This window comes from Nisaea sediminum (genome assembly GCF_014904705.1).
In the GTDB taxonomy this organism is placed as follows: domain Bacteria; phylum Pseudomonadota; class Alphaproteobacteria; order Thalassobaculales; family Thalassobaculaceae; genus Nisaea; species Nisaea sediminum.
The window spans coordinates 200,858-222,978 of record NZ_JACZCQ010000005.1; the positions used below are offsets into that span (position 1 = coordinate 200,858).

The 22,121-nt window shown below is 65.6% G+C and carries 21 protein-coding genes; 12 read left to right on the forward strand and 9 right to left on the reverse strand.

Features of this window, described 5'->3' with window-relative positions:
• Positions 1–39: 39 nt before the first annotated feature.
• Together IG122_RS11445 and IG122_RS11450 are read left to right on the forward strand one after the other, a co-directional pair.
• Entirely contained in the window at positions 40–990 is a 951-nt protein-coding gene (locus IG122_RS11445) for a DnaJ C-terminal domain-containing protein (protein WP_193183592.1), read from the forward strand.
• Positions 991–1,030: 40 nt separating this feature from the next.
• Complete coding sequence (locus IG122_RS11450; RefSeq protein ID WP_193183594.1) at positions 1,031–1,603, forward strand: class I SAM-dependent methyltransferase; 573 nt, start codon at positions 1,031–1,033, stop codon at positions 1,601–1,603.
• A gap of 9 nt (positions 1,604–1,612) precedes the next feature.
• Here IG122_RS11450 and IG122_RS11455 read toward each other — a convergent pair whose 3' ends face one another.
• Positions 1,613–2,947, reverse strand: coding sequence for a YihY family inner membrane protein (locus IG122_RS11455; protein ID WP_193183596.1), 1,335 nt, complete (start codon positions 2,945–2,947; stop codon positions 1,613–1,615).
• Between the two features lie 170 nt (positions 2,948–3,117).
• Between IG122_RS11455 and fabI the strand changes: the two genes are divergently transcribed.
• The 4 genes from fabI (at position 3,118) to IG122_RS11475 (ending at position 7,409) form a co-directional block, all read left to right on the forward strand.
• Positions 3,118–3,930 (forward strand): enoyl-ACP reductase FabI, encoded by an 813-nt coding sequence (gene fabI, locus IG122_RS11460; RefSeq protein ID WP_193183598.1) that lies wholly within the window; start codon positions 3,118–3,120, stop codon positions 3,928–3,930.
• Positions 3,931–3,950: 20 nt separating this feature from the next.
• On the forward strand, positions 3,951–5,036 hold the full coding sequence (aroC, locus tag IG122_RS11465) for a chorismate synthase (protein ID WP_193183600.1): 1,086 nt from the start codon (positions 3,951–3,953) through the stop codon (positions 5,034–5,036).
• A gap of 112 nt (positions 5,037–5,148) precedes the next feature.
• On the forward strand, positions 5,149–6,915 hold the full coding sequence (sppA, locus tag IG122_RS11470; protein WP_193183602.1) for a signal peptide peptidase SppA: 1,767 nt from the start codon (positions 5,149–5,151) through the stop codon (positions 6,913–6,915).
• 11 nt (positions 6,916–6,926) lie between these two features.
• The gene (locus IG122_RS11475) at positions 6,927–7,409 is read left to right on the forward strand and encodes a hypothetical protein (RefSeq protein ID WP_193183604.1); all 483 of its coding nucleotides are present in this window, start codon (positions 6,927–6,929) and stop codon (positions 7,407–7,409) included.
• Between the two features lie 10 nt (positions 7,410–7,419).
• On the opposite strand, the gene IG122_RS11480 is transcribed toward IG122_RS11475, so the two are convergent.
• Complete coding sequence (locus IG122_RS11480; protein ID WP_193183606.1) at positions 7,420–9,045, reverse strand: acyl-CoA synthetase; 1,626 nt, start codon at positions 9,043–9,045, stop codon at positions 7,420–7,422.
• A gap of 158 nt (positions 9,046–9,203) precedes the next feature.
• Between IG122_RS11480 and IG122_RS11485 the strand changes: the two genes are divergently transcribed.
• The 4 genes from IG122_RS11485 to IG122_RS11500 all read left to right on the forward strand — a co-directional run bounded on the left by IG122_RS11485 (position 9,204) and on the right by IG122_RS11500 (position 12,740).
• Positions 9,204–10,001, forward strand: a complete 798-nt coding sequence (locus tag IG122_RS11485) for a phytanoyl-CoA dioxygenase family protein (protein ID WP_193183608.1) — start codon at positions 9,204–9,206, stop codon at positions 9,999–10,001.
• Between the two features lie 14 nt (positions 10,002–10,015).
• Positions 10,016–10,306 (forward strand): cupin domain-containing protein, encoded by a 291-nt coding sequence (locus tag IG122_RS11490; RefSeq protein ID WP_193183610.1) that lies wholly within the window; start codon positions 10,016–10,018, stop codon positions 10,304–10,306.
• A 1-nt stretch (position 10,307) separates the two neighbouring features.
• A complete protein-coding gene (locus IG122_RS11495) occupies positions 10,308–11,483 on the forward strand; it encodes an amidohydrolase (RefSeq protein ID WP_193183612.1) in 1,176 nt (391 codons plus the stop codon).
• Between the two features lie 105 nt (positions 11,484–11,588).
• Positions 11,589–12,740 carry a putative sulfate/molybdate transporter gene (locus tag IG122_RS11500; protein ID WP_226893508.1) on the forward strand — a complete coding sequence of 384 codons (1,152 nt, stop codon included), beginning with the start codon at positions 11,589–11,591 and terminating at the stop codon, positions 12,738–12,740.
• Positions 12,741–12,761: 21 nt separating this feature from the next.
• Here the strand turns inward: IG122_RS11500 and IG122_RS11505 are convergent, their stop codons facing one another.
• The 5 genes from IG122_RS11505 to IG122_RS11525 form a co-directional block, all read right to left on the reverse strand.
• Positions 12,762–13,529 carry an isocitrate lyase/PEP mutase family protein gene (locus IG122_RS11505; protein WP_193183616.1) on the reverse strand — a complete coding sequence of 256 codons (768 nt, stop codon included), beginning with the start codon at positions 13,527–13,529 and terminating at the stop codon, positions 12,762–12,764.
• Entirely contained in the window at positions 13,483–14,598 is a 1,116-nt protein-coding gene (locus IG122_RS11510) for a bifunctional transcriptional activator/DNA repair enzyme AdaA (RefSeq protein WP_193183618.1), read from the reverse strand. The genes IG122_RS11505 and IG122_RS11510 overlap by 47 nt, the downstream gene beginning before the upstream one ends.
• A 155-nt stretch (positions 14,599–14,753) precedes the next feature.
• The gene (locus tag IG122_RS11515) at positions 14,754–15,560 is read right to left on the reverse strand and encodes a PhzF family phenazine biosynthesis protein (RefSeq protein WP_193183620.1); all 807 of its coding nucleotides are present in this window, start codon (positions 15,558–15,560) and stop codon (positions 14,754–14,756) included.
• 27 nt (positions 15,561–15,587) lie between these two features.
• Positions 15,588–16,292, reverse strand: coding sequence for an alanyl-tRNA editing protein (locus tag IG122_RS11520; protein ID WP_193183622.1), 705 nt, complete (start codon positions 16,290–16,292; stop codon positions 15,588–15,590).
• Positions 16,289–17,278 carry a threonine dehydratase gene (locus tag IG122_RS11525; protein ID WP_319024867.1) on the reverse strand — a complete coding sequence of 330 codons (990 nt, stop codon included), beginning with the start codon at positions 17,276–17,278 and terminating at the stop codon, positions 16,289–16,291. The genes IG122_RS11520 and IG122_RS11525 overlap by 4 nt, the downstream gene beginning before the upstream one ends.
• 197 nt (positions 17,279–17,475) lie before the next feature.
• Between IG122_RS11525 and ehuR the strand changes: the two genes are divergently transcribed.
• Both ehuR and IG122_RS11535 read left to right on the forward strand, forming a co-directional pair.
• Entirely contained in the window at positions 17,476–18,876 is a 1,401-nt protein-coding gene (gene ehuR / locus IG122_RS11530) for a MocR-like ectoine utilization transcription factor EhuR (protein WP_193183624.1), read from the forward strand.
• A gap of 61 nt (positions 18,877–18,937) precedes the next feature.
• Entirely contained in the window at positions 18,938–19,522 is a 585-nt protein-coding gene (locus IG122_RS11535) for a GNAT family N-acetyltransferase (RefSeq protein WP_193183625.1), read from the forward strand.
• 4 nt (positions 19,523–19,526) lie between these two features.
• On the opposite strand, the gene IG122_RS11540 is transcribed toward IG122_RS11535, so the two are convergent.
• Together IG122_RS11540 and IG122_RS11545 are read right to left on the reverse strand one after the other, a co-directional pair.
• On the reverse strand, positions 19,527–20,738 hold the full coding sequence (locus IG122_RS11540) for a M20/M25/M40 family metallo-hydrolase (protein WP_193183626.1): 1,212 nt from the start codon (positions 20,736–20,738) through the stop codon (positions 19,527–19,529).
• 67 nt (positions 20,739–20,805) lie between these two features.
• Entirely contained in the window at positions 20,806–22,071 is a 1,266-nt protein-coding gene (locus IG122_RS11545) for a M20/M25/M40 family metallo-hydrolase (RefSeq protein ID WP_193183627.1), read from the reverse strand.
• Between the last annotated feature and the right edge of the window lie 50 nt (positions 22,072–22,121).

The window sequence follows — 22,121 nt, forward strand, 5'->3', positions numbered from 1 at the left end:
GCCGCCGGTCCGATTGTTTTTTCCATATAATCCCGTGCCATGAGCGATCCATACAAGATACTGGGTGTGAAGTCCGACGCCTCGCAGGACGAGATCAAGAAGGCTTACCGCACGCTTGCGAAGAAGCTGCACCCGGATCTCAATCCCGGCGACAAGAAGGTCGAGCAGGAATTCAAGGAGGTGACGGCCGCCTATGACCTGCTGTCCGATGCCAAGAAACGGGCGCAATACGACCGTGGCGGCATGCAGCAGCCGGGCGGCGGTGCCGGTGCTTCCGGCAAGACCACGAGCGGTTTCTGGAAAGCCTGGACCTCGGCCCGCAAGCGCCAGGGCAGCGGCTTCGGATTCTCCGACATTTTCGACGATGACGATGCCGACGTGTTCGACGATATCCTGCGTCGCCAGGATCAGGGCGGCGGGGGTTCCGGACGCGGCGGCGGCGCCTATACCGTCGGGCCGGACGTCAATTACAAGCTGAAGGTCGGTTTCGTCGAGGCGGCGGCGGGCGCGACCAAACGGGTTACGCTTTCCGACGGCAAGACCCTCGATCTCAAGATTCCTCCGGCGACCGAGACCGGCAAGACGCTGCGCCTCAAGGGCCAGGGCCGCAAGGGCAGCAACAACGGCCCGGCCGGCGACGCCTTTGTCGAGATCACGGTAGAGCCGCACGGTTTCTTCGAACGCGACGGGCAGAACGTCAAGGTCGAGATCCCGGTCACGCTCTACGAGGCAGTGCTCGGCGGCTCGATCACGGTGCCGACAGTGCATGGCAATGTCACGCTGAAGATCCCGCCGAAATCCAATACCGGCTCGACCCTCCGCCTCAAGGGCAAGGGCATCCCGGCCGTCGGCGGCAAGGCGGCGGGCGACCAACTCGTCACCCTGAAAATCGTGCTGCCCGACGGAGAGGACCCGGAACTCATCAAGCTGATGCAGAAATGGGCGGAGGAAAAAGGCTACAATCCGCGTCACAAGATGCGTTTCAGCTAATGCGGCTTCGCCCGTATTCCGATTACGGACAATCCCCTCAGTGATCCGAACAAGATATCTCCGGCGTCACTTTATTGAGGACGCAGTTCGCGGCTTTCAGCCGGAAGGCAAAATCCTTGAGATCGGAAGCGGAGAGACGTGGCGCTACGTGGAGGGCAGCCTGACGGTCAATCGTGACCGTTCCGCCGCGCCGGACGTCGTGTGCGATGCCGAAAAACTGACTCTCGAGGATGCCAGCTTCGATGCCGTTCTGTGCATCGAGGTCATGGAGCACACAACCTCTCCGCCGGCATTGCTCAGCGAAATCCGCCGGGTTCTGAAACCGGGCGGGAGACTTCTGCTGACGGTCCCCTTCGTGTTCGAAATCCATGATGAACGGGACTATTACAGGTTCACCCGGATGGGTCTGGAACATCTCCTCGCAGATTTTTCAGAAGTCTCGATCAAGCCGAACGGCGGCGTGTTCTGCGTTATTTTCCATTTCATGAGGCTGAGCCTTGCAGGCCGTGCGCTCTTTCCCGTGCTGAACAATCTCGGCTACCTGCTGGATTCCCTGTTTCCCCAAAGCAACCCTCGAATCACGCTCGGTTATACCGTTACGGCCACTAAATAGATCGCCTCTCTACTCGGCGACTGCGGGTATCCGGGCCAGGGGTGCCTCGCCGCCGTCTCCGGTCTCGAGTTTTGCCAGCAGCTGCGATACCGGTTGCTTAAGCGCGCCGCGTTCCGCCGCGGATAATTCTTCCAGCAACGCGGCGATCGCCGGCGCAACATCATTCCCCGAAGTATGGACCGAAATGGAGGCACATCCGAGCCCGAGATAGAGATCGTAGACCCGCGCGCTGGCCAGATCCCGCGCGAGGGCGAGACGGCCGTCCTCGGTCCGGGCGACGAAACCAGCGCTCTGCAGACGGCCCAGCACCTGGGAAATGGCCTCGGCATGCGCCACGTCTTCAAGCTCGATTTCCCGCACCGGACCGCTCCGCTTCGACTCCCTCCAGAGCACCGAGAGAATGGAGAGCGCGACGGAGAGAATTCGGTCCGACCCGAGCTCCTGCTGCGTTTCGAGGTGCCGGGATCGCCACCAGTCCGGGAAGGAGGCGGCAAAAACGGCGCCGAGCAGGATCACCGTCCAGGAGGCATAGACCCAGATCAGGAAGATCGGGATCGCCGCCATCGCACCGTAGATATTCTGGTAGGTCGGAAAGGCTGTGAGATACCAGCCGAAACCCTGCTTCAGTCCTTCGAAAGCGGCCCCCGATAGGGCGCCGCCGATCAACGCGGCGCGCCAGCTGACGGAGCGGTTGGGGACCACCATGAACAGCAGTGTGAATCCGAGGCTCTGCATCACGACAGCAATCGCGCGATCACGCAGCCCGCCGCCGATATCGAGCGATTCGGCATCGAGACCGGCATCGGTCCAGGTCTCTCTCAGGAGCGAGAAAACGTCGCTTGTGCTGGTGATAGTAAGCCCCGCCAGGATCGGTCCAAGCGTAAGCACTGCCCAGAATGTCATGAAGCGGATCAGGATGTGCCGCTGGCGCTCGACGCGCCAGATCTTGTTGAAGGTCGATTCGATCGTCGCCAGCAGCAGGATCGCGGAGATTGAAAGACCGATGGTGCCCGCCGCCCCGAGGTTGGACGCATTGTGCATGAAGTTGTCGATATGGGTCCGTACCGGGCCGGCAAGTTCCGGGACGAGATTCTCGAAGATCAGTCCCTCGATCGCCACCCGTGCCGCTTCGAAGGACGGAAAGGCACTGAAAATGGCGAACCCGATGGCCAGCAGCGGCACCAGCGCGAGCAGCGTCGTGTAGGTCAGCGCGGCCGCGGACTGCATGCCGCCTCCGCGGTAGAATCGAAGCAACGCAAAGCCGGCATACTCCGCCACCTCGCGCAACACGGCTGCGGCGGCGAGGCCCTTCCAGCGTTCGAGACGGTTTGCCTGATTGCTCATCGTCGCGAGCCTAGCACGAAAGCGATTCGCATTGGCGACGGCAGCGCGCCGGAGCGCGGATTCATTGGCTTCGAACAGGCCCCGAGCCGGTTTGCCGAACGCGGCCTTTGGTGTAGGATCGCGCGAATCACGCTTAAACTTTTCCGGCAACCTGCGTCGAGAGGCATCGAATGAGTCAACCAAGCCCGATCATGAGTGGCAAAAAGGGGCTGGTCATGGGGGTCGCAAACGACCGCTCCATCGCCTGGGGTATCGCGAAGGCGGTGGCGGCGCAGGGCGCAGAACTCGCTTTCACCTTCCAGGGCGAAGCGCTGCAGAAACGGGTCGCTCCGCTGGCCGCAGAAGTGGGCTCGGACATGGTTCTGCCCTGTGACGTGACGGACGACGCGGATGTCGCCCGCACCTTCGATACGATCCGCGAGAAATGGGGCAAGCTGGACTTCCTCGTCCATGCGATTGCCTATTCGGACAAGGAAGAGCTGAAAGGCAAGTACGTCAACACGACGCGAGGCAACTTCCTGAAGACGCTGGATATTTCCTGCTATTCCTTCACCCGGATCGCACGTGAGGCCGCACCGCTGATGACCGACGGCGGCGCGCTGCTGACGCTCAGCTACTATGGCGCCGAGCGGGTCATGCCGCACTACAACGTCATGGGCGTCGCGAAGGCCGCGCTGGAAGCCAGCATCCGCTATCTGGCGGCCGATCTCGGAGGCGACAATATCCGCGTCAACGGCCTTTCCGCGGGCCCGATGAAGACGCTCGCCGCCTCCGGCATCGGCGATTTCCGCTACATCCTGAAATGGAACCAGTACAACTCGCCGCTGCGCCGGAACGTGACGCTGGAGGATGTCGGCGGCGCCGGCATGTACCTGCTGAGCGACCTCTCGAGCGGAGTCTCCGGCGAAGTCCACCATGTCGATTGCGGCTACAATATCGTCGGCATGAAGGCGGTGGACGCGCCCGACATTTCCACGGTCTGAGCCGGGAAAGCGCATAGCAAATGGCTGGAAATTCCTTCGGTGAAGCCTTCCGCTTCACCACCTGGGGCGAGAGTCACGGCCCCGCCATCGGCTGCGTCGTCGATGGCGTGCCGCCGCGCCTGCCGGTGAGCGAGAGCGACATCCAGTTCTTTCTCGACCGCCGCAAGCCGGGGCAGTCCCGCTTCACCACCCAGCGCCAGGAACCGGATCAGGTGAAAATCCTCTCCGGCGTCTTCGAGGGCCAGACCACCGGCACGCCGATCGGTCTGGTGATCGAGAACACCGACCAGCGCTCGAAGGATTACGGCGACATCATGAGCCGGTTCCGGCCGGGCCATGCGGACTTTACCTACGAGGCAAAGTACGGCATCCGCGACTATCGCGGCGGCGGCCGTTCCTCTGCGCGCGAAACCGCGATGCGGGTCGCCGCCGGCGCCATCGCGCGCAAGATCCTCGCCGCCCGCCTCGGCAACGCCTTCCACATCCGCGGCGCACTGGTGCAGGTCGGCCCGCACAAGGTGAACCGGGACAACTGGGACTGGGACGAGGTCGAGCGCAACCCGTTCTGGAGCCCTGACAAGGAAGCGGCCGAGACCTGGACCGGGTTCCTTGACGACGTCCGCAAGTCCGGTTCCTCCGCCGGGGCGGTGGTTGAGATCGTCGCCGAAGGCGTGCCCGCCGGGCTCGGCGAGCCGGTCTACGGCAAGCTCGACAGCGACCTCGCCGCGGCGATGATGACGATCAACGCGGTCAAGGGCGTGGAGATCGGCGACGGTTTCGCCGCGGCAGAGATCCCCGGCCACGAAGCCGCAGACGAGATGCGGATGGACGGCGACAAGCCGATCTTCCTCTCGAACCATGCGGGCGGCGTACTCGGCGGGATCTCCTCCGGCCAGCCTGTTGTCGTGCGCTTCGCGGTAAAGCCGACCAGCTCGATCCTCACCCCGCGACGCTCGATCGACAGGGACGGCAACGAGGTCGAGGTCGTGACCAAGGGACGCCACGATCCGTGCGTCGGCATCCGCGCGGTCCCGGTCGGCGAAGCGATGATGGCCTGCGTGCTCGCCGACCATCTGATGCGCCACGCCGCACAGTGCGGGGCATGAGCCGCCGCGAGTAAGCCGCGGGCGCTGAACGGACGCGCCACAGAACTGCCATCGAATTGTTTTAGGCCGCTCCCCATATGGAAATGGAGAGCGCGAGAGGAATATGGCCGCCATGATGAGATTCCTGAAAGGACTCCTGATTACATTCGGGATTCTGTTCATCGCGTTGCTCGTCGGCGGAATCGTCGGCCTGCGCTTCCTCGCCGAACAATGGGAGGAGGAACCGCTTCCCGACAGGTTCGTGCTGTCGCTCTCCCTGAAGCCGGGTCTGAACGAAACCAGCGAGCCTTTTCCGTTCGCGGCCTATATAGGCGGACCTTCGCCCTCCCTGCTCGATGTCATCAACCTGCTCCGGACCGCGGGCGAGGACGAGCGCGTGCGGGGTCTCTTTCTCGATCTCTCGGAGGCCAGCGTCGGGCCGGCGGAAGCGCAGGAACTGCGGGCGGCGCTGTCACGCTTCCGGTCTGGCGGGCGCTTCGTGCATGCCTATGCCGACAGCCTGGAGGGCAATGGCGCGATCGCGCTCTATCATCTCGCCACCGGCGCCGAGAAGATCAGCCTGCAGCCCTCCGGCCTGCTCGACATCCGCGGCATCGAGCTGACCACGCCCTATCTCGGCGAGGCGCTCGAGAGCCTGAAGATTAATGCCGATTTCCGCACCCGGCACGAATATAAGGGCGCCATGACGCCACTTACGGACGGCGCAATGCCCGCACCGGTGCGGGAGAACTACCGGCGCCTGGTGGACTCGCTCTATGCCGGGATCGCGGCGGACATCGCGACGGCACGCCGGCTTTCTCCCTCCACGGTCAACGCCCTGATCGACACCGCACCGCTCACCGCCGCCGAGGCGAAGAGCAACGGCCTGGTCGACGAGACACGCTACCGAGATGAGGCGGCCGACGCCGCGCGGGCGAAGGCGCAGGGGGCGGACCTTGTCGGCGCAGCACGCTACCTGCGTGACGATCTCGATTTCATCAATGGCGAGGATACCGCCCGCATCGCCGTCATTGCCGTCGAGGGACCGATCATGCGCGGCCGCGCGGAGCCGTTCTCCCGCAGCCGCCAGGCCGCCGCGGAGAGCATCACGGACGCCATTAAGCAGGCGCGCGAAGACAAGAGAGTCAAGGCCATCATTCTGCGGGTCAACAGCCCGGGCGGCAGCTACACCGCGTCCGACACCATCCTGCATGCACTCTCGAAAGCCAGGGCCGACGGCCTTCCGGTGGTGGTTTCCATGAGCGACGTCGCCGCGTCCGGCGGTTACTTCGTCGCACTCGACGCGGATCATGTCGTCGCCCATCCGACAACGATTACCGGCTCCATAGGCGTGGTGTCCGGCAAGGTCGATTTCTCCGGGTTCCTCACCGAGCACGGCATTCGCACCGACAGCGTCAATGCGGGCCGGAATGCGGGCATGTTCAGCCCGGCGCGCCCTTTCAGCGACGCCGAGGGCAGGCGTCTCGACGAGGTCCTCGACACCATCTATGCCGATTTCACCGGCAAGGTCGCGGCCGCCCGCCGCCTCGGACCGGCTGAGATCGATGCCGCCGCGCGCGGCCGGGTCTGGAGCGGACAGGACGCGAAACGGATCGGTCTTGTCGATGTGCTTGGCGGCTATGCCGAGGCGGAGGGGCTGTCCCGTGACGCCGCCGGGATCGCACCCGAGAAGCCGACCGAGCTCGTCGCCTATCCGACCGATCGCGACAGCCTGAAGGAGTTTCTCGGTGCCCTTGAGGCAGGAGAGCTGAGCGAGGCGGCGACCCGCCTTGAAGCTCTCTTAACGATTTTGCGCTACAGTGACGTTCTTGTGACCATGTTCAACGGCGCAGGCGGCGACCGGATCAAGGCCGCCGCCCCGCCGCTCACGGTCCGCTGAGGAGAAAACTCATGCCGCGCTTCCTGACGATACTCGCTCTCGGCCTGCTGCTCGCCGCCGGACACGCGGGGAATGCGCTTGCTGCCAGTGCCGGCGATAAGGCGAACGCCAAGGTCGAAGAGGAGCGCAAGCAGAAGGACAAGGCCCAGCGCAAGAAGGACAAGGAATTCAACCGCGACATCAGCTACCGGCATGTCGTCGGCCCGGAGGTTCTTCCGCTCGGGCCCTTCACCGTCTCGCTCTATGTCGGCGGCCAGTTGACCGAACACCGGGTCAAGGTCGCGCTGCAGGCGGTCGACGTGACGAAGAAAACGGAGCTCGAAAATGCCAAGACCCAGCTCTACGGCATCGTCTACCCGCTCTGCCTCAGGCTCTTCGAGAAGGGCCGGCCCTCAGCTTCGGACCTGCTTCTCTTCAAGGCCGATGTCGAAAAACAGGTTTCGACCCGCTTCAAGGACAGCCTGAAGGGCGTCTTCATCGAGTCGGTGCTGTGAGCTCCGGCGCCTAGAGCGCCTTTGCCTGGTCCCGTAGCACGAATTTCTGGATCTTTCCGGTCGAGGTCTTCGGCAACTCTCCGAAAACCACGGTCTTCGGCGCCTTGTAATGCGCCATGCGCTCGCGGCAGAAGGCGATCAGTTCCGCTTCCGTGACCGTGGCGCCGTTTTTCAGGGTGACGAAGGCGCAGGGCGTCTCGCCCCATTTCTCGTCCGGCCGCGCCACCACCGCCGCGTCCATCACCGCCGGGTGGCGATAGAGCACGCCTTCGACCTCGATAGTGGAGATGTTCTCGCCGCCCGAGATGATGATGTCCTTCGAGCGGTCCTTCAGCTCGATATAGCCGTCCTCGTGGCAGACCCCGAGATCGCCGGTATGGAACCAGCCGCCGCGGAAAGCGTCTTCAGTGGCCTTCGGGTTTTTCAGATAGCCCTTCATGACGATATTGCCGCGCATGAAGACCTCGCCCATGGTCTCGCCGTCCATCGGGACCGGCTCCAGGGTCTCGGCATCGGCCACCATCAGTCCTTCCTGCACCGGATAGCGCACGCCCTGACGCGACTTCAGCCGGGCCTGCTCGTCGATCGGCAGGCCGTTCCACTCCTCGTGCCACTCGCAGACCACCGCGGGCCCGTAGACCTCGGTCAGGCCATAGACATGGGTCACCTTGATGCCCATCGCCTCCATGCCCTCGATCACCGATGCGGGCGGGGCGGAGGCGGCCGTCATCATCTGCACCTGGTGGTCCCAGCTCCGCTTCTGGTCGTCTGGCGCATTTAGCAGCATCGACATGATGATCGGCGCGCCGCAGAGATGGGTGACGCCGTGATCGGCGATGGCGTCGTTGATGTCCTTCGCCACGACGCGGCGGAGACAGACATGGGTTCCGGCCAGCATGGTGATGGTCCAGGGGAAGCACCAGCCGTTGCAGTGGAACATCGGCAGGGTCCAGAGATACACCGGGTGATGCGCCATGCCCCAGACCAGCGCGTTGCCAAGCGCGTTCAGATAGGCGCCGCGATGGTGATAGACGACGCCCTTCGGATTGCCGGTGGTTCCGGACGTATAGTTGAGCGCGATGGCGTCCCACTCGTCCTTCGGAAGGATTGCCTCGAACTCCGGATCGCCCGTCGCGAGGAAATCCTCGTATTCCATCTCGCCGAGCCGTTCCCCGTCGGGCGACCCCGGGTCGGCAATATCGATGACGAGGATCTTCCGCTTCACGTCCTTCAGTGCTTCGCGGATCACAGGAGCGAATTCGGTGTCGGTCACGAGGACATCCGCCTCGCCATGCTCGAGGATGAAGCCGATGGTCGGGGCGTCGAGCCGGATATTCATGGCGTTCAGCACGCCGCCGGTCATCGGGACTGCGAGGCTGGCCTCGAAGGCGGCGGTGATGTTCGGCGCCATGACGGCGACGGTATTGCCTTTGCCGATCCCGCGTTTCGAGAGCGCGGAGGCGAAACGGTGACAGCGCTCCCGCGTCTCCGCCCAGGAGAAGCGGCGGGCGCCGTCGATCACCGAAGCGCGTGTCGGAAACACGGCGGCGGTCCGGGCCAGGAAGGAGATCGGCGACATGGGCACGTAATTCGCCGCGTTCCGGTCCAGATTTTCCTCGAACGGATTTCCGCTCATTCCCCGTTTCCTCTCGTTGGTTCGCGCACATGGCGGCAGCGTTCCGGGGAGGCTAGCGCCCGAACGGCACGGCTGCAATGCGCGCGCGCGGGAATTGAGCGATTGCGACACCGAAACAAGGGCGGCATGCTCGGGCTCTCCCCTACCGGATAAGACACATGCCCCATCCGCTCATCACCCAGGACCATATCGATGCCTATTGGCGCGACGGCGCCGTGCTCATCAAGGGTCTCTTCGCCGGCTTCGTCGACGAGATTGCCGCCGGCATCGAGAAGAACCTCGCCGAACCCGGTCCCTTTGCCGGAGACAATCTGAAACCGGGCGAGGGCGGGCGCTTCTTCGAGGATTACTGCAACTGGGAGCGGATCCCGGAATTCGTCAACGTCGTGCGCCATTCGCTCGCAGCCGAGGTCGCCGCCGACCTGATGCGCTCGAAGTCCACGCAGATGTTCCACGAGCATGTGCTGGTGAAGGAGCCGGGCACCTCGAAACCGACCCCCTGGCACCAGGACAGCCCCTACTATTTCGTCGACGGCATGCAGAATGTGAGCTTCTGGGCACCGGTCGAGCCGGTCACCACGGCGACACTGCGCTGCGTCGCCGGATCACACCGCTGGGAGAAGGAAATCCTGCCGACGCGCTGGCTTTCCGACACGAACTTCTATCCGGACGAGGGCGACTATCTGCCGATCCCCGATCCCGAGGCGGAAGGCATGACGATCCTCGAATGGCCGCTGGAGCCGGGCGACGCCGTAGCTTTCCATTACCGCAACCTGCACGGCGCGCGCGGCAACGAGACGACACGCCGCCGCCGGGCCTTCTCTCTCCGCCTCGTCGGCGACGACGCGCGCTACGTGGAGCGGCCGGGACGCACCTCCCCGCCCTATCCGGGGCATGACATGAAACCGGGCCAGAAACTCCGCGAGGACTGGTTCCCGATCCTCTACACAGCCTGAACGGGATATATCCGATGAGCGCCCAGCGCCCCGCCGCCACCCCGACCCTGCTGCTCGACGACGAGAAGGTCCGTATCACCCGATGGGATTTCGCGCCCGGCGCCGAGACGGGACACCACGTCCATGGCATGGACTATGTCGTCGTCCCGATGACCAATCTCACCCTGCAGCTCGAAGAGCCGGGGGGCTCGCGCACGGTCACCACGCCGGCCGGCGCCGCCTACCGCCGCGATGCCGGGGTCGAGCACAATGTGATCAACGGCGGCGATACGCCGATGTCCTTCATCGAGATCGAATACAAGTAAGATGACGTCCGAGAATCGGAACTACGACCATTTCCTGACGCCCGACGAGGAAGAAGAGCTCGTCGCCTTCCGTCACGAGCTTCACCGTCATCCGGAGCTGTCCGGCGAAGAGGAGAAAACCGCCGCGCGGGTGGTCGAGTTCGTCGGCAGGCGCGGCCCCGACAAGGTGCTGACCGGCCTCGGCGGCCACGGCGTCGCGGTAATCTTCGAGGGCGCGGAGCCCGGCCCGACGCTGCTGGTGCGCTCCGAACTCGATGCGCTGCCGATCCAGGAACTCTCCGGTCTCGACTACAGCTCCGAAACCCCGGGCAAGGCCCATCTCTGCGGCCATGACGGACACACCACGACGGTTGCCGCCCTTGCCTACGGGTTGGAAAAGCAGCGGCCGGCAAAGGGCCGCGTCGTCCTGATGTTCCAGCCGGCGGAGGAGACCGGCGCCGGCTCGGCCGCCGTGATCGCCGATCCGCGTTACGGCGAGATCCGGCCCGACATGGCGATCTCCCTGCACAATATGCCGGGCGCCCCGATCGGCCACGCGACGCTCGCCCCCGGCATCGTCTGCTGTGCCTCGCGCGGCATGGAGGTGCGGCTCACCGGCAGGACGGCCCATGCCTCTCAACCGGAAACAGGTATCTCGCCGATGGCGGCGCTCTCCGCCCTGATGCCGGCCCTGACCGCGCTCGGCGGCGGCGACGTGAAGGGCGAGCGCTTCTCCATGGCGACGGTGACCCACGCCTCGATGGGCGAGCCGGCCTACGGCGTCGCACCCGGCGCCGGCCGGTTGATGGCCACACTGCGCACCAGGTCGGACGGCGAGATGGCGGCGCTGGTCGCCGCGGCCGAGGACCTGGTGGAGCGGGCCGCGAAGGAATCCGGCCTGAGGTTCGAGATTTCCTACGACGACATCTTCGATGCCTCGGAGAATCATCCGGACGCGGTCCGCCTCCTCGAGGAAGCGCTCGACGCGCGCGGTGTCACCCACGACGCAGGCGACCTGCCGTTCCGCGGCTCCGAGGATTTCGGCCGTTTCGGTCAGGGCTCCAAAGGCGCGATGTTCTTCCTCGGCGCCGGCGAGGGCCGCCCGCATGTCCACAACCCGGACTATGTCTTTCCGGACGAGCTGATCGGTATCGGCTCCGGCGTCTTCATGCACGCGATCAGGAGCTATCTCGGCTGAGCCGGCGCGGCCAGAGCGTGAAGATGGACCCCGAAATCACAATTAGGTCACGGGGCGCTTGAGCGATTAGAATAAATTGAACCCAAGATGACCCGAGGAGAGGCGATGGCCGAGCCAAGGGGCGAAAATTTCCTATTCAACCTGCGCGAACTCGGCGGCGCGCTTGGAGATCTCGGCACGCTCCTGCCACTGATGCTGGGGGCGATCGCCGTGGTCGGTCTGGCGCCCGCTCCGGTATTGCTCGGGTTCGCCGTCTTCTACATCGCCACGGCGCTCTATTACCGCCTGCCGATCCCGGTCCAGCCGATGAAGGCCGTGGCGGCGGTCATGCTGACAACCGGGATCGCCCCCTCAAGTCTCGCAATAAGCGGCGTCCTGATCGGCGCCACCCTGCTTGTGCTCGGCGCGACGGGATGGATCGCGCGGCTCGCCCGCCTCGTGCCCCAATCCGTACTCGCCGGACTGCAGCTCGGCCTCGGTCTGGCACTTGCGCTTGTCAGCCTGGAGCTGATGGCCAGCGCGCCGCTACTCGCGCTGGCGACGCTGGTCCTCCTCGTCGGATTCCTGTTCGCGCCGCGCTATCCCGCCGCCCTGATCGGCCTCGCCGCAGCGATTGCATTGGCGCAGATATTCGACATTCCCGGAACGCGGTTCGGAACGCTCGCAGCAGCGAGTTTCCAGATCCCGCCGCTGCCGTCACCAGCGGAACTGCAACAGGCCTTGTCACTCTACGTATTGCCGCAGCTTGCGCTGACCTTCACCAATGCCGTCCTGCTCACCGCGCTTGTCGCGGGAGATTATTTCGGCGACCGCGCGTCCCATGTCACCCCGGCCAAGCTGTCGATAACGAGCGGCCTCGCAAATCTGGCGCTCACCCCCTTCGGCGCGCTGCCCATGTGCCACGGCGCCGGCGGCCTCGCAGCGCATTATCGTTTCGGTGCCCGAAGCGGCACCGCGCCGCTGGCCCTCGGCATGGCATTGCTCGTCGTTGCACTGCTTCCTGACGGACTCGGGCTGACGGCACTCGCCGCCATCCCCGCCGCCGGGCTGGGCGCGCTCATGCTGATGGCGTCGGGCGAGTTCGCGTTCTCGAAACGCCTGTTCGACAGCAGGCCCTCCTGCTGGCCGGTGATTGCGATCACGGCGGGTTTCACCGTCTGGACGGATCCGTTTTGGGGTCTCGTATCCGGCTCTGCGGCGGAACTGGTGCGAATGGCGGTCCTGCGCCTGCTCCTGCAGCGCAACGCGAAGATCTGATACCCGCGGGCCCGCTACCGACTAAACGCCATAGATCTTTCCCGCCCGCTCGGTCACCCAGGCCATCATGTCGCGCCAGGGGCCGGGGCCGTAGCTGATGCGGGCGACGCCGAGCGCTGCCAGCTCCTCCGGTTCCGGAACGCCCGGCATGATCAGGATGTTGAGCGGCAGCTCGACAGCCTCAACCGCCTGCTCGATCAGCTCCGGCGTCTTCAGGCCTGGCATGAAGATCCCACTGGCACCGGCGTCCGTATAGGCCCTCGCGCGGGCGAGCGCTTCGCCGATCAGGGCCGGATGGTTGGCCGGCTCCCGGTCCTTCAGGAAAAGGTCCGTGCGGGCATTGATGAAGAAGGGCAGGCCCGCATCCTCGGCGGCGGCCCGCGCGGCTCCGATCCGCGCCGCCTGTTCGGCGACCGGATACAGCCCGGTTCCACCGACTTTCTGATCCTCGAAATTCACCCCGACGGCACCGGCCGCGATCATCCGCGCAATGTTCTTGCCAACACCTGTCGGGCCGGTCGCATAGGCGCCTTCGAAATCGACGCTGAGCGGCAGTTCCGAGGTTGCCGTGATCCGCCGCACGATCGTTTCCAGCAGATCGAGCGGAAGCGCCTCGCCGTCGCCATAGCCCTGTGCGCCCGCGACGGACCAGCTTCCTGTCGCCAGCGCCTTCGCGCCGGCATCGGCGACCGCCTTGGCGCTGCCCGCATCCCAGATATTGAAAAGAACGACCGGATCGCCCTTACGGTGCAGATCCGCGAAGGCCCTGGCCTTGTCCGCTTGCGACATGTGTTTCTCTCCCAACCTGTCTTGCATAGCTTTCTTCCAGATCAATCAGCTTGCGCTTGCGCCAGAGCCCGCCGCCATAGCCGGTGAGCGAACCGTCCGCGCCGATCACCCGATGGCACGGAATGGCGATGGCGATCTGGTTCGCTCCGTTGGCGCGGGCGACGGCACGGGTCGCGCTCGGCCGTCCGATGGCACGTGCGAGGTCGCCATAGCTCCGCGTCTCGCCCGCCGGAATCCGCTGCAGCTCCAGCCAGACCTCGCGGGTGAAGGGCGAGCCGTGATAGGCGAGCGGCGTCTCGAAGCGCGCTCCCCTGCCGGCGAAATAGGCATCCAGCTCGGCGGCGATCTGCTCGGTCGGCGGCAGCCGTCCGATGCCGATGCCGCCTGGCGCCGCTTCCCGCAGCTTCTTCAGCTCCCGCGGGAGGGCCTTGCGGTCGACGAATTCGAGCAGATGGAGATGCGTGCGGTCGCTGACCGCGACCAGTGCGCCGATCGGACTGTCGATCCAGTCCGCCTTCAGCAGCTCGCCGCCAGTGAAGCTTTGCGGCGACTGGCCGAGCAGACGGGCGAAGGCCGCGCGGAAACCGCTCGGCGAGTCGAACCCGGCATCGAGCTGGGCATCGATCACCCGCCCGCCGCCCGAGAGCGTGACGAAACCGTCGCGCAGCCGGCTGAGCCGCGCCATCTCGAGGAAGGTCATGCCGAACTGGCGCTTGAAGCTCCGCCGCACGGTCGAGGGATCGAGCCCAAGCGCGATGATGTCGCCCTCGGTCCAGCGCCGCTCCGGCTCCGCCTGGAAGGCCGCCATCAGCTTCATCACAGCCGGATCGCCCTCCGCAGCCTTGGCGAGCGGTCGGCAACGCTTGCAGGGCCGGAACCCGGCCTCGATGCATTCGCCGACCGTGGCGAAGAATCGACAGTTCTCGGATTTCGGATTGCGGGCCGGACAGACCAGCCGGCAGAAGATCCCGGTCGAGGTCACGGCAACATAGACCCGCCCCTCGAAGGCCGGGTCACGGCGCTCAAGGGCGGCGTAGAGTGTGTCATGGTCGTATGTGTCGTACAGCATGACCAACGCCTAGCAGATCGCCCGGGGCCCGTACGCCGATTTTCGGGCGGGGATATTTCCAGATCGTCATCCCGACGGAGGTCGGGACCCGGGGATGACAGGCAGCGCTCTACGATGCCCTGGGTCCCGGCCTGCGCCGGGATGACGACGATTATTCAGATCTCAATATAGCCCGAGAGATACCGCGCGGCCTTGCCGGCCATCTCGACGCGGTCGCCCTTCAGGCTGCATTTCAGTTCGCCGCCGCGGGCCGAGATCTGGCGGCCGAGCAGCTCCTTCTTGCCGAGCCGTTCCGCCCAGTAGGGGATCAGCAGGCAATGGTTCGAGCCGGTGACCGGATCTTCGTTGATACCGTGGTTGGGAGCGAAATAGCGGGAGACGAAATCGACGTTCCAGCCCGGCGCCGTCACCATGACAGAGACGGTCGGCAGCTTCTTCAGCAGACCGAAATCGGGGCTGACCGTGCGTACCTGGTCCTCGTTCTCAAGCACCGCCATGAGACGGTCCCGCTCCGGCTCCTGCGGCGCGTCGAAGAGCGCGACCGGAGTGACGCCGAGCGCTTCGCAGAGACCGTCCGGCACCTTGCAGGGCGCCGGCGGATAGCTCGGGAAGTTCATGACGTAATAGGCGCCGTCGCGCCGCACGCGGAGAATGCCGCTGCGGGTGCGGAAGCTGATCTCGTTCTTGTCCGGCATCAGGTCGTCGAAGATCAGCGCGGCACTGGCGAGCGTCGCATGGCCGCAGAGATCGACTTCCACCGCCGGGGTGAACCAACGCAGATGAAAGTCGGCCTCGCCGGTCTCGTCCGGAACGAAGAACGCGGTTTCCGCCAGATTGTTCTCCGCCGCGATCGACTGCATCGTCGGATCGGTAAGCCACGAATAGAGCGGACAGATCGCCGCCGGGTTTCCGGCGAAGACTTTATCCGTAAAGGCGTCGATCTGATAAATCGGAACCCGCATTGTCCTTCTTCCTTTTGGTGACGATGGCTAATCCGCCAGCGTGATATTGATCCGCCGGTTCTGCTTGCCCTTGTTCTCGATCTTGCCGACCTGGACCGTACCGATCTCCGCCGTGGAGCGGACATGAGTGCCACCGCAGGGCTGGAAATCGACATCCTCGCCGATCCGCACCATGCGCACCTTGCCGCTGCCCATCGGCGGCTTCACCGACATGGTACGGACGAGATCCGGGTTGGCCTGAAGTTCCGCGTCGGTGATCCAGGAGAGCGAGACCGGATGATTTCCCGCGATCACCTCGTTCAGTTTCGCGGTCAGCGTCTCCTTCTCCGGCCGCTCGCCCGGGATGTCGAAATCGAGTCGGCCCTTGAGCTCGCCGATCTGACCGCCGGTGACGCCGCCATCGACGACGGAGCAGAGAATGTGCAACGCCGTATGGGTGCGCATGTGGCGGTAGCGGCGGTCCCAGTCGAGGGTGACCTCGACCTCCTCGCCCACCGCCGGAAGGCGCGCGCCGTCCGCGAGCACATGCGTGATCCCGCCCTCGCCCTTCACCGTGTCGGCGATGGCGACCTCGCCGGCCATGGTCTTCATCGTGCCGCTGTCGCCGGGCTGGCCGCCGCCGGTCGGGTAGAAGACGGTGCGGTCGAGCACCACGCCCTCCGGCCCGGCGGACACCACCTTCGCGGTGCAGGATTTGAGATAGGAATCTTCGCGGAAGAGTTCTTCGGTCACTGTGCGGCCTCCTTGAGCTTGTCGGCTTCCATCAGGACCTCTTGATAGACCTCCCGGTCGACATTGCCACCACTCAAGATGACACCGATCTTTTTCCCCTTGTTCGCGGCCGCCTCTTTCAGACAACCCGCGAGCGGCACCGCGCCCGCGCCTTCGGCGATATTGTGGGTGTCAGTGAAATAGTGCCGCATGGCCGCTCGGATCTCCGCCTCGGAGACCGTGACGATGCGTTCGGCCCCCTTGCAGATCAGCTCCACCGCCGCCGGTACCGGCACCCGGCAGGCGACGCCGTCGGCGAAGGTGTTCGCGCTGTTGGTCGAAACCGGTTTCTTCTGGTCGAAGGAAAGCGCATAGGCGGGCGCGTTCTCCGACACGACGCCGATCACCTCGGTCTTCAGGCCGAGCGCGTCGCGCGCCGTGATCACGCCCGAGATGCCGGAGCCGAGCCCGATCGGGACATAGACCCGGTCGAGATCCGGGCAGGCGGTCAGCAGCTCGAGACCGTAGCTCGCCACGCCGCGGATCAGGTCCTCGTGATAGCTCGGCAGCAGGTGCAGCCCCTCGCTCTCGGAGAGCGCGACGGCATGCTCGAAAGCATCCTGGAAATCGCTGCCATGCTCGATCAGCTCGGCGCCGAGCGCCCGCATGGCGGCGTTCTTCTCCACCGAATTGCCCTCCGGCACCACGACCACCGGACGCAGCCCCGCGCGCGCGGCGGCGAAGGCGACGCTCTGCCCATGATTGCCGCGGGTCGCGGTGATCACGCCCGGGCAGTCCGGCATGCGGCGCTTGAGGCCGTCCATATAGACCAGCCCGCCGCGCACCTTGAAGGCGCCGAGCGGCGTGTGGTTCTCGTGCTTGACCCGGATCTCGGCCCCGGCGCGCCGGGAAAGCAGCGGCCAGTGATGCTGCGGCGTCGGCGGCACAACGCTGTGAACCAGGTCTGCGGCCTCTTCGAGCTGCTGGCGCGTAAAGGAGATTGCCACGGGTCTGTCCTTTCCATGTCACGTTGGTAGCCCCGGCATCATGGCAAAGCCGTCCGCCGCGATCCATCCGTGTCACGATCACATTGTCATCATTCGAAGGGATACAAATCGATACAATTCAACGATTGAACCCCTTCATTCATGGAGTAATATCGAACCAATCGACATTCAATCGGAACATTGTCATCGAGACAAAGATGCACCGACCCGCGCTCGAATGGCTCCCCGACCTCTCGGGGATCCCCGGACCCAAATATCTCGCCATCGCCCGCGCCATGGCGGAGGACATCGCCACCGGACGGCTCGCGCCGGGCACGCAGCTGCCGACCCACCGCGAACTCGCCTACCAGCTCGGCGTCACGGTCGGCACCGTCTCGCGCGGCTATGCCGAAGCGACCCGGCGCGGCCTGATCGACGGCGAAGTCGGGCGCGGCACCTTTGTGCGCCGCCGGATCGGCCGCGACATGGGAGAGATCCCGGTCGGCGCCAACCGCGGCGGGATCGATTTCGGCCTGAACTACCCGCCACTCGGCGCCTCGGAGCGCGAGGCCTTTGCCGCCGCCCTGCACGAGATCGCCGACGGGCGCGACCTGATGAACCTGCTCGCCTATGCCCCCCATGGCGGCGCCCCCCGCCACAGGAGGGCGGCGGCGGACTGGATGGTCAGCCTCGGGGTGAAGACCGATGCCGACCGGGCGATTGTCACCACGGGCGGGCAGAACGGCATGCTCGCCGCTTTTTCGGCGCTGGTGCAGGCGGGCGATACAATCCTGGTCGAGAAGCTGACCTACCCCGGCATTGTCCCCCTCGCCGAGATGCTCGGCCTCAAGGTGCAGCCGGTCGAGCTCGACGCCGAAGGGCTCAGCCCCGACGCGCTGGAGGAAGCCTGCCGCAGCTTCGCGCCGCGCGCGCTCTATTTCATGCCGACGCTGCAGAACCCGACCAATACGATCATGAGCGCGAAACGCCGCGAGCAGGTCGCCGAGATCGCCGCGCGCTACAACCTGATCCTGGTGGAGGACGACATCTACCGCTTCCTCGTCGAGGACGCGCCGGAGCCGCTCTCCAACCTCCTGCCGGAACAGTCGATCTTCATCACCTCGGCGGCGAAGCAGCTCGCGCCCGGACTGCGTATCGGAGGCGTCAGCGCGCCGCGTGCCATGGTTCCCCGCCTCGAGCGCGCGATGCGCGCCTCCACCTGGATGGCGGCGCCGGCGATGGCGGAGATCTTCGCCCTCTGGGTCGATCGCGGCATCGCGCTGCGGCTCGCCCGTGAGAAAGCGGAGGAAATGCGGCAGCGCCAGGAGGCCGCGGCCGAGATCCTCCACGGCTTCGAGTTTGCCCAGCACCCGACCAGCATGCATCTCTGGCTCACGGTCCCCGCACCCTGGACCGACCGGGACGCGGTCGCGGTGCTGGGCGAGCAGGGCGTCGCCGTCTCCTCCGGCCAGGTCTTCGCCACCGCCCCCGGCGCGGGCCGCAACCGGCTCCGCCTCTCCCTCGGCAATCCGAAGGACCTGAAGACGGTGCGCCACGGCCTCACCCTCGTCGCCGACACCCTCGCCGGCGCGCCGCAGCAGGCCGCCTCCATCGTCTGAGCCTTTCCTGCCTCTCACCCAACCCGCGTTTCCCGAACCGCATATCAAGGAACCCACGAGAATGAAGGTCGAACCCGTCACCCTCTCCGGCAAGCATGTCCGCCTGGAGCCGCTCAGCCTCGATCACATCCCGGCCCTGCAGAAGGCCGCCGAGGATCCGGCGATCTGGAAATGGACCTGGCCGGGCACCGACCCGAAGGCGGTCGAGGCCTATATCCACCTCGCGCTGGAGAACCAGGAGAAGGGCATCGACTGCCCCTTCGCGACAATCGACGTGGCGAGCGGCGAGGTCGCGGGCTCGACCCGCTACATGACCATCGACACCAAGAACAAGCGGGTGGAGATCGGCAGCACCTGGATCAACCCGCGCTTCCAGCGCACGCCGATCAATACCGAAGCCAAATACATGATGCTGAAACACGCCTTCGAGACGCTCGGCTGCATCCGGGTCGAGTTCAAGACCCACCACCGCAACGAGCAGTCCCAGAACGCCCTGAAGCGGATCGGCGCGATCTACGAGGGCACGCTGCGCCAGCACATGATCCACACCGACGGCACGCTCCGGGACTCGGTCTATTTCTCCATCCTCGACAAGGAATGGGCCGGGGTGAAGGAGATGCTGGAGGGGAAGCTCGCGGCGCGCTGACGCCTCACCCCTCCACGAACCCCGCCGTCGCGACCAGCGCGAGCAGGCCTGCATTCTGGCCACGGAGGTTGAGCTCGGGCTCGACATCGACCCATTCCTCGAGCGAATGCGCCCGGCCGCCGGCGCCGCCGTGGCCGAATTTCACCGCCGGGATCCCGAGCGACATCGGGATGTTGGCGTCGGTCGAGGAGGCGGAGAATTCCGGCTCGAAACCGTAGGCCCTCATCGCCGCGACGCTCGCCTCGACGATGGGGGTGCCGTGCGCCGTCGTTCCCGCCGGGCGGTTGCCGATCTGGGTCAGCTCGACACTGATCGCGCCGTTCGACGTATCGCCGCGCGCGTTCTCGCCCTTCACGGCTTCCTCGATCAGCGCCTTCACCTCGGCATCGACCCGGTCGAGCACCTCGGCGGATTCCGAACGCAGGTCGATCTCGGTCCAGACCTCCTCCGGGATCGCGTTCACCGAGGTGCCGCCGGAGAAGGTGCTGGCGCAGTAGGAGCTGCGCGGATCGCCCGGCACCTCGATCTTCGACATGCCGACGAGGAACGTGCCGAGCGCATAGGCCGGGTTCACCGTGCCGAAGGCGCCGAGGCTGTGCCCGCCGGGCCCCTTGAAGGCGACCTTATAGCGGTAGGAGCCGACGCCGGCGGTCACCAGGTCCTGGGTCTCGATACCGTCGAAGGTGAAGAAGGAGGCGATGCGCTCACGGTAGGGATTCTCGGTGAAGAGATAGCGGATGCCGCGCAGGTCGCCTTTGCCCTCCTCGCCGACATCGCCGACGAAGAGGATGTCCTGCTCGGTCTCGATCCCGGCGGCGTCGAGCGCGCGGACGAAGGCCAGCAGGGTGGCGAGCCCCTTGGTGTCGTCACCGACGCCCGGAGCGAAGAGCTTCGTGCCCTCGCGGCGGACCTTCACGTCGGTGCCTTCGGGAAAGACCGTGTCGAGATGGGAGGCGGCGACCACGATCGGCCCGTTGCCCCGCCCGCGCCGCAGCCCGGTCACGTTGCCGATCCCGTCCCGCTGCACCTCTTCCAGGCCGAGCGCCCGGAACATCTCCTCGTAGGCCGCGGCCCGCTTCTCCTCCTTGAAGGGCGGGGACGGGATCTCGGTCAGGGTGATGAGTTCCTCGACGAAGCGGTCATGGCCGGCGCGGAGCGCGGCTTCGGCTTTCTGGAACTGTGCGGAGGCTCGAATGGTCTCGGTATTGCTGGTCATGTCGTCTCTCGTCGCGGGCGTGGCTTTCAGGTTTCCCGAAGTCTAGCGCAGCCGGGCGCGATCGGGTCTATGCGGATGCGGCACTTAAGTAATCCGCCGCGCAGCAGAGGTGCAGCTTGAAGACCGTCAGGGCCTCCTCGATCTCCACATGCTCGGTGTCGGTGCCCATGCTGATGTTGGACGGCCCGCAGATCACCGCCGGGATGCCGCGCCAGCGCCAGTAGCGCGCGTCCGTGCCGCCGAGACTGCAGACCGGGGGCACGTCCCGGCCGGTCAGCTCGCGGATGTTGCGGCGGAGAATCTCCGCCATCCCGCCCGCCGGATTCGTGCTGCTCGGCGGATAGGAATGGTCCTCGTTGATCGTCAGCAGGCAGCCCGTCTGTTCGGCGATCTCCGAGAGGCCCTGCCGCAATTCGTCCCCCTCGGTGCCGACCGGATAACGGATGTCGAGGCTCGCCGCCGCTTCGGTCGGGATCTGCGTCGCCTTGGCGCCGCCGCCGATGATGCCGCAATTGACGGTGATGCGCCGCGCGTTCTCCGCCGCGCCCTCGCCCATCGCCAGATCCGCTGCCGCGACCGAAGCCGGCGAGGTCAGCACCGCGTCGAACTCCGGCGGCAGATTGCCCGGCTTCAAATGGAAGCGCGCGTAGATCGCCTGCACCGCCGCGACGACCTGCTGCACCGGATTGTTCGCGCGGTGCGGATAGCCGCCATGCCCGCCGGGTCCGCTGGCCGAGAGCGAGAAGCGGAGCGTCCCCTTCTCCATGAAGCGCAGGGTCTCGAGCCCGCTCGGCTCGCCGTTGAGGCAGCAGTCCCCGGCGATCTCATCCGCGTGGTTTTCGAACAGGAACCTGGTGCCGTAGCGCCCGCCCGACTGCTCGTCCGAGACCACAGTCAGCGTCAGCGCGCCTTTCAACCGGTCGCGGTAGGGACAGAGAAGACCGTAGGCGAGAATTCCGGCGAGCGTGCCGGTCTTCATGTCGGAGGCACCGCGGCCGTAGATCTTTCCGTCCTTCATCTCCGCCTGCCAGAGCCGCTCGTTGCTGACTGGAAAAACGTCCATATGCCCGTTCAGCACCAGATTGGCTCCCGGAGCACCCGCCTCCCAGCGCCCGACGATGTTCGGCATGTCCTCGCGCGCCGCCAGCGTTCTGTGCGGCACGCCGAACCTGTCGAGCACGCCGCGCACGAACGATGCCGCTTCGCGCATGTCGCCCGGCGGATTGACGCTACGGATACGCAGAAATGCGCGCAGGAGGTCGAGGAATTCGTCCCGCCGCGCATCGACGAGATCGCAGAGCTCCCGCCGGAGGGCGGCGCTGTCATCGGTCATAAGCGGTCACCAGGAAAAGCGGTGCAAAGGAAGGAATTCCATTCGACGCC